Origin of the sequence: Micrococcus sp. SL257 (assembly GCF_026625585.1) — a bacterium.
In the GTDB taxonomy this organism is placed as follows: Bacteria; Actinomycetota; Actinomycetes; order Actinomycetales; family Micrococcaceae; genus Micrococcus; species Micrococcus luteus.
In genome coordinates, this window is the sequence record NZ_CP113053.1 from 1,773,196 (window position 1) to 1,785,380 (window position 12,185).

Here is a 12,185-nt window from a genome sequence, read left to right on the forward strand (position 1 = left end):
TCGCCGGGCGAGGGTCCGCACGCAGACCGCACGAGTGTCAGATCACTCCGCGGCGGGGACGATGTCCACGACCTTGCGGCCGCGGCGCTGGCCGAAGGCCACGGAGCCCGCGGACAGCGCGAAGAGGGTGTCGTCCTTGCCGCGGCCGACGTTGCGGCCCGGGTGGAACTTGGTGCCACGCTGGCGGACGATGATCTCGCCGGCGTTGACGTCCTCGCCGCCGTAGCGCTTGACGCCGAGGTACTGCGGGTTCGAATCGCGGCCGTTCTTCGAGGAACTGCCGGCCTTCTTATGTGCCATTGCTGTTGCCTAACCTCTCGGATGCTCGGTTTCGCCGGTGCCGGTGACGGCTCAGGCGATCCCGGTGATCTTGACCGTGGACAGCTCAGAGCGGTGGCCCTGGCGCTTCTTGTAGCCGGTCTTGTTCTTGTACTTCATGATGACGACCTTCTTGCCACGGGAGTGGGAGACGACCTCGGCGGTCACCTTCACACCGGCGGCATCGGCGCCAGCCTTGACCTCGTCCCCGTCCACCAGCATCAGAGCGGGCAGCTCGACGGAGCCACCGGTCTCAGCGGGAACGCGGTCAAGGGTAACGAGGTCTCCGACGGAAACCTTCTCCTGGCGGCCGCCAGCGCGGACAATCGCGTACACCACTTGGGACTCACTTCTCTCGACGTTTCAATGGATCAGATCGGGTTCTGCTCGCCCGCACCTCGACCGCGGCTGCGTCCGGGTCCGGCGGTCCCTCACCGGGACATGCGGGGGCGTGCGGGCGGTGAACACCGATGGTCCAGCATACTCGCTGCCGGGCATCCGGACCAAACAGAGGCGTGTCGGCGCGTCGCCGCCGCCCGGGGCAGGCCCGGGGCGGCGGCACCGACGACGGTCAGCGGCCGCGCCGGGCCAGGTCGGCGGCCTTCACGCCGACGCCGAGCATCACCGGGGCGGCACCCTGCGGCTCGGCGGGGGTGGACGCTTCGGCCACGGCCGCGGTGAAGCGGCCGCCCTGGGCGCCGCCGGGCGCGGCCTGGACCTGGACGTGGACGCCGTCGGACGACACGGCGCGACGCGAGCGCCGGCGCGGCGATCCGGGCGCCGGGGCGGTCGGGGCCGCCTGGGTCTCGGCCGGGGCGTCCGCGGCGGGCGCCTGCTCCGCGTCCGCCGCGGGCGCCGCCGTCGGCTCGGTCGCCGCAGGCTCCACCATCACGGCCTCCTCGACGGCGGCCGGGGCGGCGGGCTGCTCGTGGACCTCGGTGGCGTCCGTGGACTCCTCGGGCGAGGGCTCGGTGGCCTCCACCGGAGCCGCGTCCGTGCGGTCGGCCGTCCGCTCGGCGGACGCGTCCGCACCGGCGGCCGGACGGACGACGCCGTCGCTCGAGGCCCGGCGGGACCGGCGGCGCCGGGGCGCCGGGGCATCCTCGGCGGGCACGGGCACCGGGGCATCCTTGGCGGGCACGGGCTCCGATGCGTCCTCCGCGGGCGCGGCCGCCGAGGACTCGGCGTCCGCGGCGTCGTGTCGCGACGGCGTGGCGCGCTCCGCGCCCTGGTCCTCGGCGTCGGTCTCGGTCGAGGCCGCCTCGCCGTCCCGCCGGGACCGGCCACGGCCACCCCGGCGACGCCGGGACCGGCGCGGGCGGTCGCCCTGCTCGGCCGCATCCTCCGTGGGCTCGGCCTCGGCATCGGCCTCCGGCTCCGCGACGGCGGCCACGGCCTCCTCGGCCTGCACGACCGGATCCTGGTGCTCAGGGGCCCCAGGGGCCTCGGAGGCGGCCTCCTCCTCGGTCTGACGGGGCTGACCGGCGGACTCGGCGAGCCCATCGTCGTGCGACCGCGCGGCATCCTCGGAGCCCGCGTCCTCGGCGCCGGTGTCCGCCGACTCCTCGGTGCGGCCCCGGCCGCGGCGGCGGCCCCGACGACGCCGGCGACGCGGCGTCTCCTCCTCGTCCGTCCCGGCCGGCTGCCCGGCCTCCGCGGGCCCGGCCGACGCGGCCTCGACGGCCTCGGCCGCGGAGTCCTCGGCGGCGTCCGCCGCCTGCTCGGCGGGGGCGGACTCCTGGGCGGGGGCCTCGTCCTCGGCCACCTTGCCGGAGGCCTTCGCGATCGAGTGCAGGGCGACCCGGGCGGCCTCGGCCCGCTCACGGCGCTGCCGCTCGTCCTCCGAGTCGGCGTGCTCGGCGCCCGTCGTCGTGGCCGCGGCGGCGTGGGCGTGCTCGCCCTCGCCGTCGCCCCGACGCCGGCGACGACGGCGGCCCTCCGCCTCGCCGCGCTGCTCACCGCCGGAGCGGCCCCGCTCGACCGGCGTGTCCTGGATGAGGATGCCGCGGCCGGCGCAGTGCTCGCAGGTCTCCGAGAACACCTCCACGAGCCCGGTGCCCATGCGCTTGCGCGTCATCTGGACCAGGCCGAGCGAGGTCACCTCGGCGACCTGGTGCTTCGTGCGGTCCCGGCCCAGGCACTCCACGAGACGGCGCAGCACGAGGTCGCGGTTGGCCTCGAGCACCATGTCGATGAAGTCGATGACGATGATGCCGCCGATGTCCCGCAGGCGCAGCTGCCGGACGATCTCCTCGGCGGCCTCGAGGTTGTTCTTGGTGACGGTCTCCTCGAGGTTGCCGCCGGAGCCCGTGAACTTGCCGGTGTTCACGTCCACCACGGTCATGGCCTCGGTGCGGTCGATCACGAGCGAGCCGCCGGAGGGCAGGTACACCTTGCGCTCGAGCGCCTTGTGGAGCTGCTCGTCCACGCGGTGGGTGGCGTACAGGTCCTCGCCGTCGTGGTCCTCCGGCACCCAGTGGTGCAGACGGCCCAGCAGGTGCGGGGCCACGTAGGTCACGTAGGCCTCGATGTTGTCCCACGTGGCCTCGCCCTGCACGAGCATGGCGGAGAAGTCCTCGTTGAAGACGTCGCGGACCGTCTTGATGGTCAGGTCCGGCTCGGCGTAGAGCAGCTCGGGGGCGAGCACCTTGGTGCCGGACGCCTTCTCCTGGATGCCCTCCCACTGGGCGCGCAGACGGTTGATGTCGTTCTGCAGCTCCTGCTCGGAGGTGCCCTCGGCCGCGGTGCGCACGATCACGCCGGCGTCCTGCGGCAGGTGGTCCTTGAGGATCTTCTTCAGACGCGAGCGCTCCACGTCCGGCAGCTTGCGGGAGATGCCGGTCATCGAGCCTCCCGGCACGTACACGAGGTAGCGGCCGGGCAGGGAGACCTGGCTGGTCAGACGGGCGCCCTTGTGGCCCACCGGGTCCTTGGTGACCTGGACGAGCACGGTGTCGCCGGACTTGAGCGCGTTCTCGATCTTTCTCGGCTTGCCGTCCAGCTGGGCGGCGTCCCAGTTGACCTCGCCCGCGTAGAGCACGGCGTTGCGTCCGCGGCCGATGTCCACGAACGCGGCCTCCATGGACGGCAGCACGTTCTGGACCTTGCCCAGGTACACGTTGCCGATCATCGAGTCCTGCGTGGTGTGCGAGACGAAGTGCTCGGCCAGCACGCCGTCCTCGAGCACGGCGATCTGGATGCGCTGGTCGCGCTGGCGCACCAGCATCTTGCGGTCCACGGCCTCGCGGCGGGCCAGGAACTCGGCCTCGGTGATCACGGTGCGGCGACGCCCGCCCGAGCGGGAGTCGCGGCGGCGCTGGCGCTTCGCCTCGAGCCGGGTGGATCCCTTGACGCTCTGGACGGTGTCCGAGGCGGTGCCGACGGCCTGGCGCGGCGCGCGCACGCGGGTGACGGTGTGCTCGGGATCGCCGGCCTCGCCGCCGTCGAGCTCCATGTCCACCTCACCGCGGCGGCGTCGGCGGCGCCGCCGGGAGACCACGGCGCCCTCGGCCCGGTCCTCGGACTCTCCGGCGTCCTCGTCCTCGGAGCGCTGCCGGGACGTGGTCTCGGTGCGCAGGACCTCGATCAGGTTCGCCGGCACGGCGAACGGGTCGGTCGGGTCGACCTGCAGCGTCGGCGCGCTCGGCTCCTCGGCCGGGTCCGCGGCGTCGTCGGACGCGGCGGTCCGCTCCGGCTCCGCCCCGTCGGCGGTGTCCGCCGCGGTCTGCGTCACGGCCTGCTCGGCCGTCTCTTCCACGCGTTCGTCTGCGCGGGTCGTGTCCTCGTTGTTGGCCGCCATGGCAGCACCTCCCGCCGACCGACGACGCCACACTCGCCGCCGCCCGGCGTGTCCGCGTCCGCCGCCGGCCGCGTTGCCCCGGGCGCCGTGCGCCACGGGTGCGCCGGGAGGCGGACTCCGAGAAGTCATCGGGTGGACCGCGTCGACCGTCAGGGCCCGGCGCGGAACCGCTGCGCCCTCGAGATCGGGGCCTGGGCGTCACGTGCCGTCCGCCGGCCGGCGCACGGACGCGCACGGGCGAAGCCCGGCGTCCACCTCCCGCACGATGCTCGACGCGGGGGCGCCTCGGCGGCGGCCCGACGTCGGGCGCGCAGCGGGCTGCCCCGCGGTGTGGCCACGGGACGGCCAGGGCCGATTCTCTCACATCCGCCCCGGGCACGCGCCTAGAATCGTGTCCATGCCTGCGACCCCGCTGACGGACGACATCCGCCTCTCCCCCGCCGACGACATCCCCGCCGAGGAGGCCCGGCTCACCTGGTACGCCCGGCCCGCGGGCACGGCGGCGCTGCTCCTGATCACCTCGCTCGTGGCGCTGACGGCCACCATCATCATCATCGTCGAGCGCGCCCTCCTCACCGCGGACCCGACGCACCGCACGTCCTGCGACCTCAACCCGTGGGTGTCCTGCGGCCAGGTGATGCAGTCGTGGCAGGCCCACACCTTCGGCTTCCCGAACACGTACATCGGCGTGGTCGCGTTCTCCGTGCTCATCACCGTGGGGATGTCCCTGCTCGCCGGCGCCCGCTTCGCCCGCTGGTACTGGCTGCTGATGAACGCGGGGATCCTGGCGGGCTTCGCGTTCTGCGTGTGGCTCTGGTACTCGGCCGTCTACAGCATCGGCACGCTCTGCCTCTACTGCATGATCGTGTGGGCCATGGTCATCGCCCAGCTCGTGCTTGTGACGTCCCGGAACCTGCAGACCGGCACGCTGCCGGCCCCGGCCGGTCTCGTCCGCCTCGCCCGGGAGCTGGCCTGGCCCGTGATCGTGCTCCTCTACGTCCTGGTGTTCGCCTCGATCCTGCTGGAACTGGGCCTCGGGGTCGTCGGGATCGACTGAGCCTAAGCTCCCCCACCGGACACGACGACGGCGGCCGGTCACCCCACCAGGGTGACCGGCCGCCGTCGTGCGGGCCCGGAACGGGCTCAGCCGAACCAGATCGCGAGCTCGCGCTCGGCCGAAAGGGTCGAGTCCGAACCGTGGACGAGGTTCTTCTGGACGGCCTCGCCCCAGTCCCGGCCCAGGTCGCCGCGGATGGTGCCCGGGGCGGCCACGGTGGGGTCGGTCTTGCCGGCCAGCGAGCGGAACCCCTCAATCACCGAATCGCCCGTGACGCGCGCGGCCACCACGGGGCCGGAGGCCATGAACGCCACCAGCGGCTCGAAGAACGGCTTGCCCTGGTGCTCCTCGTAGTGGCGCTCCAACATGGCGCGGGTGGGCGTGAGCATCTTCAGGTCGGCGATCACGTAGCCCTTGCGCTCGATGCGCGCGAGGATCTCGCCGACCAGGTTGCGGGCCACCCCGTCCGGCTTGATGAGGACGAGGGTCTCTTCGGTGTGGTGCGTCATGGGGTGTGCTCCTAGCGTCGTCGGACGGCCGCGAGCGCGGCCCGGTTCCCGCTCCACCCTAGTGGGGCCCGGGACTCAGCGTCCGTGCTCGGCCTCCCAGGCGGCCTCGAGGCGGTCGCGCTGGGCGTTCTCGACGTCCATGGCACCGCCCTTGATCACGGCGTACGCCCACGTCAGCGCGAAGAGGGCCCCCACCACGAACATCGAGTACTCCCAGAAGCCGGAGGCCAGCAGGACGGCCTGGATCGCCCAGCCGATCGCGATGCCGACGGGCTTGCGCACCAGGGCGCAGGTCAGCACCGCGACGACGGCCAGCGCGGAGTAGCCCGCCACGAACCACCAGGCGCCCGGCTCGTCCCGGTGCATGCCGAACAGCATGAGTCCGAGGAAGAAGATGAGCACCGCCTCGAGCATGAGGATCGTGGAGGTGAACAGGGCGCGCACGGAGCGGCGGCGCCGACGAGTGCCGGGGCGCCACTGCCGCTGGGCTCGCGTCTCGCGCTCGGGGCGCCAGGACTCGTCGCCGAAGCGCCCCTGCTCCGGGGCGCCTCCGGTCTCCGGCTGGTCGGGGCTCATCGGTCCTCCTCCGTCCGGCGGCGGGCGCCGGCGTCGTCGCGGTCCTCGAGCAGCTCGAGGATCTCCGGGTCCAGGTCGTCCTCGTCGGCGTCCGCCAGCCCGACGGCGTCGAGCAGGTCGGCGGGGTCGAGGCCGCGGGCGGCCACGGTGACGGGGCCGGCATGGCGGGGCTCGCCCACGAGGGTGCGGACCTCGGCGGCCAGGGTGATCGAGCCGAGCACGAGCACACCGCCGCCGGTGCCGGAGGCCAGTTCGTCCGCGCTCGTCTCGAGGGCCTCCGCGCGGCCGACCGCCCACTCGAGGGCGTCCGGCACGGACTCGGTGGCGTACACGTCGTCCTCGGGCCAGCCGGCGTCGACGGCCATGCGGGCCAGCTCCCCGGCCGGGATGGCGCGGGCCGAGGAGGACTGCGTCACCGCGAGGTCCTCCACGTCGTCGCCGAACGCCCGGTAGAGCGCCGCGAGCATGCCCGGCGCGTCCTTCTCCTGGAGGATCCCGACGACCAGCGAGAGGCGGGTGAAGCCGAACGCCTCCTGCACCGCACGGGCCGTGGCCCGCACGCCGTCCGGGTTGTGGGCGGCGTCCACGATGAGCGTGGGGGCGGTGCGCAGCACCTCGAGCCGGCCGGGCGAGGTGACCTGGGACAGCCCCTCGCGCAGCAGCTCCTCGTCCAGCGGTCGCTCGCCGCCGCCCAGGAACATCTCCAGGGCCGCCACGGCCACCGCGAGGTTCTGCGCCTGGTGCTCCCCGAGCAGCGGCAGGAACAGGTCCCGGTACTCGGCCGCGAGGCCACGCACGGACACCTGCTGGCCGCCCACGGCCAGGGAGCGCTCGAGCACGCCGAACTCGACGCCCTCGAAGCGGAACGGCACGTCGGCCGCCTGCGCCGCCTCGAGCAGCACCTGGGCGGCGTCGCGCTCCTGGGCGGCGGAGACGAGGGCGCCGCCGGGCTTGATGATGCCGGCCTTCTCCTCGGCGATCTCGGCCTCGGTCTCCCCCAGCAGGTCCGTGTGGTCCAGGGAGATGGGGGTGACCACGGAGACGACGGCGTCCGCGACGTTGGTCGCGTCCGTCACGCCCCCGAGGCCCACCTCGAGGACGACGACCTCCACGGGCTCGTCCGCGAACACCGCGAAGCCCAGCGTGGTGACCGCCTCGAAGTACGTCAGCGGGACCTCGCCCGCGGCCTCGAGCTCCGCGTCCACGGTCTGCACGATCGGGAGGATCTCCCCCCACACGCGCACGAAGGTCTCGTCGGCCACCGGGGCGCCGTCGATGCTGATCCGCTCCGTGACACGCTGCAGATGCGGCGAGGTGTAGCGCCCGGTGCGCAGCCCGTAGGCGCGCAGGACGGCCTCGACCATCCGCGCCGTGGACGTCTTGCCGTTGGTGCCGGTCAGGTGGATCACCGGGGCCGCGTGCTGCGGGTCGCCGAGCAGCGCGAGCACGCGCCGCATCGGCTCGAGCCGCGGCTGCATCTTGTTCTCCGGGGCGCGGGCGAGCAGGTCCCGGTAGACCTCCTCGACCGTGCCCGGGACGTCCCCGCGCATCACGCGTCTGCCTTCGCGACGGAGACGGCCACGGTCTTCATGGCGTCGTCGGCCGGGTCCTTGCGCGGGTCGGCCGCGCCGGAGTCCACGAGCTCCAGGTCCACCGTGAGGGTCTCCTCCGCGACGAGACCGCGGTGGGCCTCGAGCGCCGCCACGACGGCGGTGGGGCCTTCGATCCGCGTGCGCACGCGGTCGGAGACGTCCAGGCCGGCGTCCTTGCGGGCCGCCTGGACGGCGCGGACCACGTCCCGGGCGGTGCCCTCGGCGGCCAGCTCCGCGGAGACCTCGGTGTCCAGCACGAGGAAGCCGGCGGTGCCGGGCAGCACGCCCACCGCGGTCCCCTCGGGGGCACCGGTGGAGACGGTGCGCAGCTCGTAGAGCGCGGGGGCCAGGGTCACGGTCTCGCCGTCGGCGAGCGTGACCGCCAGGCCCTCGGCCGTCTCCTCGTACGCGCCGGCGTCGACCGCCTGCTTCACGAGCGGCACCTGCCTGCCGAACGCCTTGCCGAGCTCGCGGAAGTTCAGCTTCAGCTCCGTGCCGATGCCGTAGCGGGCGATCGCCTCCTCCGAGAGCTCGGTGAGCTCGACGTCCTTGAGGTTCAGCTCGTCCGCCACGATGCGGGCGTAGGTGCCCTCGAGGCCCGCCGCGTCCGGGACGACGACGGACAGGCGGGGCAGTGGCAGGCGCACCCGGCGCCCGGCCCCCTTGCGCAGGGCCGAGCCGGCCGAGCTGATGCGGCGCACGGCATCCATGCGGGCCACGAGGGAGTCCGCCTCGGGCCCGTGGGGGAACAGGTCGGCGTCCGGGTAGTCGGTCAGGTGGACCGAGCGGCCGCCGGTGAGGCCGCGCCAGATCTCCTCGGCGATCAGCGGCATCAGCGGTGCGGCGGCCCGGGTGAAGGCCTCCAGGACGGTGTAGAGGACGTCGAAGGCGACGGTGTCCTCGTCGAAGAACCGCTCACGGGACCGGCGGATGTACCAGTTGGTCAGGGTGTCCATGAAGCCGCGCAGCGCGTCCGTGGCGTCCGAGACCTCGTAGGCGTCCAGGCCGGTCTTGACCTCCCGCAGCATGCGGCCCGTGGCGGCCAGGATGTACTGGTCCAGGGGGTCCTCGGCGGTGTGCCGCTCCTGCGCGCGGTACCCCTCGGGGCGGGCGCCGCCGTCGTGCGCGGTGTTCGCGTACAGGGTGAAGAAGTGGTAGGCGTTCCACGCCGGCAGCAGCACCTGGCGGACGCCCTCGCGGATGCCCTCCTCCGTGACGATCAGGTTGCCGCCGCGCAGGATGGGGCTGGCCATGAGGAACCAGCGCATGGCGTCCGCGCCGTCGCGGTCCAGGACCTCCGTGACGTCCGGGTAGTTGCGCAGCGACTTGGACATCTTCTGCCCGTCCGAGCCGAGCACGATGCCGTGCGCGATCACGTTGGAGAACGCCGGCCGGTCGAACAGGGCGGTTGCCAGGATGTGCATGGTGTAGAACCAGCCGCGCGTCTGGCCGATGTACTCCACGATGAAGTCCGCCGGGTTGTGCGTGGGGAACCAGTCCGCGCGCTCGAACGGGTAGTGCACCTGGGCGTACGGCATGGAGCCGGAGTCGAACCAGACGTCCAGCACGTCCTCGACGCGGCGCATGACCGCACCGGCCGCGGCGGCCTCGGGGTCCGGGTGGGGGCGGGTGAGGTCGTCCACCCACGGGCGGTGCAGGTCCACCTCGCCCTGGGCGTTGCGCGGCAGGCGGCCGAAGGCCTCCTCGATCTCCGCGAGCGAGCCGTAGACCTCCTGGCGGGGGAAGTCCGGGTGGTCGGACTCCCACACCGGGATGGGCGAGCCCCAGTACCGGTTGCGGGAGATGGACCAGTCGCGCGCGTTGGCGACCCACGTGCCGAACTGCCCGTGCTTCACGTTGCCGGGGATCCAGGTGATCTCCTCGTTCAGCTCGAGCATGCGCTCCTTGATCTGGGTGACCTTGACGTACCAGGACGTCACCGCGCGGTAGATCAGCGGCGTGCGGCAGCGCCAGCAGTGCGGGTAGGAGTGCTCGTAGGAGGCCTCCCGCGCGAGCCGGCCCAGCGAGCGCAGGGCGCGGATGATCGTGCGGTTGGCCTCGAAGACCTGGACGCCGGCGATCTCGCGCAGGTCGCCGCGCCCGACGTCCTCGCGGGCGAACAGCGGCAGGAACCGGGCACCGGAGTCCACGGAGAGCAGCACGGGGATGCCGTTGGCCTCGCACACGCGCTGATCGTCCTCACCGTAGGCCGGCGCCTGGTGGACCACGCCGGTGCCGTCCTCGGTGGAGACGTAGTCGTCCACGAGGATGCGGTGGGCGCCCTCGACGCCGAGGTCACGGCCGTTGACGGTGAAGGTCTCCCCGCGGTGGGCGTCGAACACGTCCGTGAACAGCGGCGCGTAGGCCAGGCCGCCGAGGCGGGCGCCGGGGATCGTCTCGGTGACCGCGGCGCGGGCGGCGTCGGCGTCGGCGTAGCCGAGCTCCTTGGCGTGGGCGCCCACGAGGTCCACGGCCAGGAGGAAGCGGTCCCCGTCCGCGGTCGCGCCCTCGGGGCCGGCCGGCACCACGGCGTACTGGATCTGGGGGCCGACGGCGAGGGCCGCGTTGGTCGGCAGCGTCCAGGGCGTGGTGGTCCAGGCCAGGACGTGGACGCCGGCCAGGTGCGCGGCGAGCGCCGCGTCGGCGCCGCCGTCGGGCACGAGGGCGGGGTCCGCCGGGAGGCCGGTGATCGGGAACGTGACGGTGACCGAGGGGTCCTGGCGCATCTTGTAGACGTCGTCGTCCATGCGCAGCTCGTGGTTGGACAGCGGGGTCTCGTCGTTCCAGCAGTAGGGCAGGACGCGGAAGCCGCGGTAGGTCAGGCCCTTGCGGTGCAGCTCGGAGAAGGCCCAGATCACGGACTCCATGAAGTCCGGGGTGAGGGTCTTGTAGTCGTTCTCGAAGTCGACCCAGCGGGCCTGGCGGGTCACGTAGTCCTGCCACTGGTCCGTGTACTTCAGGACCGAGGAGCGGCAGGCGTCGTTGAACGTGTCGATGCCCATGGCCTCGATCTCGGACTTGTCCGTCATGCCCAGCTGCTTCATCGCCTCGAGCTCGGCGGGCAGGCCGTGGGTGTCCCAGCCGAAGCGGCGCTCCACGCGGCGGCCCTGCTGCGTCTGGTAGCGGGCCACGAGGTCCTTGACGTACCCGGTGAGCAGGTGGCCGTAGTGCGGCAGGCCGTTGGCGAAGGGCGGGCCGTCGTAGAAGACGAACTCGTTCTGCGAGCCGTCCTCGTTCCGGGTGGGACGCTGGTCGATCGAGGCCTGGAAGGTGCCGTCCTCGTCCCAGTACGCCAGGATGCGGCGCTCGATCTCCGGGAAGCGCGGGGAGGCGGGGGTGCGGCCGTCAGGGGCGGAGGAGGCGAGGGGGTACACGGGGGTCCTTTGCGTCCGGGGCGTCGGTTCCGTGCAAGGACGCCCGAGGGCCCGACCCTCCGGCCGGCCGCGGACGCGGTACCACCTTGCTTGCCGGCGTCGGGAGGTCCCCGGGGTGCCGGCCGCTTGATGACTGCTGTGACGGGCTTACCCGTCCGGTTCTACTGGGGCCGTGCGGCCCGTTCTTCCGGAGGCTCGCCGGTGATGGCCGGGTCGACGCCTATGCCCGCCAGTGTAGTGGACGCTGCGCCGGCCCGTGGTCGCGGGGCCGGAGCGCGTCAGAGGGCGGTGCGCACGGCCGCCGACGCGTCGCCGTCGATCTCCACGTGCACGGCGTCCCGGCCCGAGGCCCAGAGGAGGAGCTCCCCGACCTCGCCGGTCACCGTGACGGGCGCCCGCAGCGCCACGGCCCCACGGGTGACGGTGACCGGGGCGCGACCCGGGCCCTGGAGGACCACCGGCGCCGCGGACGTACGCAGGAACAGCGGGGCCATGCGGCGCAGCGAGCGGTAGAGGGCGTCCTCCTCGTCCGGGGAGAACGAGCGCGGGGCGGGCAGCGAGCCGCTGGCCGCGGACTCGCCGCGCCGGACGTCCTCGAGGTGGATGAAGTGCTCGGCCGCGTTCACGTGCCTATCCGCCGCCCGCATGGGGTTCAGCGCCGACGGGCCCGCGGCCCACTCCCGCACGACCTCGGCGTAGTCGCGGCGCGTGGTGTCCGCGGTCAGGCGGTCGAGGTGGCGGGACAGCGGCGGGATGAACAGGGCGGCGAAGGCGTCGGGCCGGCTCTCCCGCAGCCAGAGGTGGGCGGCGAGGTCGCGGGTGCTCCAGCCGCCGCACAGGGTGGGCGCGTCGGGGCCCTTCTCGAGCAGGAGGTCAGCGAGGCGGGCACGTTCGGCTGCGGCGAAGGTGGTCATGGGCACCACGGTAGGGAGCGGGCCGCGGCGCGGGCGAGGGGTGGGC

Annotated in this window: 9 protein-coding genes; 1 reads left to right on the forward strand and 8 read right to left on the reverse strand. The window is 73.5% G+C overall.

What is annotated here, in order from left to right; translation table 11 throughout:
* Nucleotides 1–42 precede the first annotated feature (42 nt).
* The 3 genes from rpmA to OVA32_RS08200 all read right to left on the reverse strand — a co-directional run bounded on the left by rpmA (nt 43) and on the right by OVA32_RS08200 (nt 4,117).
* Nucleotides 43–300, reverse strand: coding sequence for a 50S ribosomal protein L27 (gene rpmA, locus OVA32_RS08190; RefSeq protein WP_002853915.1), 258 nt, complete (start codon nt 298–300; stop codon nt 43–45).
* Between the two features lie 51 nt (nt 301–351).
* On the reverse strand, nt 352–657 hold the full coding sequence (gene rplU, locus OVA32_RS08195; protein WP_002853919.1) for a 50S ribosomal protein L21: 306 nt from the start codon (nt 655–657) through the stop codon (nt 352–354).
* Between the two features lie 232 nt (nt 658–889).
* The gene (locus tag OVA32_RS08200) at nt 890–4,117 is read right to left on the reverse strand and encodes an Rne/Rng family ribonuclease (protein WP_101967222.1); all 3,228 of its coding nucleotides are present in this window, start codon (nt 4,115–4,117) and stop codon (nt 890–892) included.
* 397 nt (nt 4,118–4,514) lie between these two features.
* On the opposite strand from OVA32_RS08200, the gene OVA32_RS08205 reads away from it, so the two are divergent.
* A complete protein-coding gene (locus OVA32_RS08205; protein ID WP_041104903.1) occupies nt 4,515–5,174 on the forward strand; it encodes a vitamin K epoxide reductase family protein in 660 nt (219 codons plus the stop codon).
* An 86-nt stretch (nt 5,175–5,260) separates the two neighbouring features.
* Here the strand turns inward: OVA32_RS08205 and ndk are convergent, their stop codons facing one another.
* From ndk to OVA32_RS08230, 5 genes are all read right to left on the reverse strand, one after another.
* The gene (ndk, locus tag OVA32_RS08210; RefSeq protein WP_012750845.1) at nt 5,261–5,683 is read right to left on the reverse strand and encodes a nucleoside-diphosphate kinase; all 423 of its coding nucleotides are present in this window, start codon (nt 5,681–5,683) and stop codon (nt 5,261–5,263) included.
* A 75-nt stretch (nt 5,684–5,758) separates the two neighbouring features.
* Nucleotides 5,759–6,259: a DUF4233 domain-containing protein gene (locus OVA32_RS08215; protein WP_073115421.1), complete on the reverse strand. Its 501-nt coding sequence runs from the start codon at nt 6,257–6,259 to the stop codon at nt 5,759–5,761.
* Nucleotides 6,256–7,809, reverse strand: coding sequence for a bifunctional folylpolyglutamate synthase/dihydrofolate synthase (locus OVA32_RS08220; RefSeq protein ID WP_069941166.1), 1,554 nt, complete (start codon nt 7,807–7,809; stop codon nt 6,256–6,258). Before OVA32_RS08220 ends, OVA32_RS08215 begins: the two co-directional genes overlap by 4 nt.
* On the reverse strand, nt 7,809–11,225 hold the full coding sequence (gene ileS / locus OVA32_RS08225) for an isoleucine--tRNA ligase (RefSeq protein WP_210079340.1): 3,417 nt from the start codon (nt 11,223–11,225) through the stop codon (nt 7,809–7,811). The genes OVA32_RS08220 and ileS overlap by 1 nt, the downstream gene beginning before the upstream one ends.
* Nucleotides 11,226–11,503: 278 nt before the next feature.
* Nucleotides 11,504–12,139, reverse strand: coding sequence for a TIGR03085 family metal-binding protein (locus OVA32_RS08230; protein WP_210079339.1), 636 nt, complete (start codon nt 12,137–12,139; stop codon nt 11,504–11,506).
* Between the last annotated feature and the right edge of the window lie 46 nt (nt 12,140–12,185).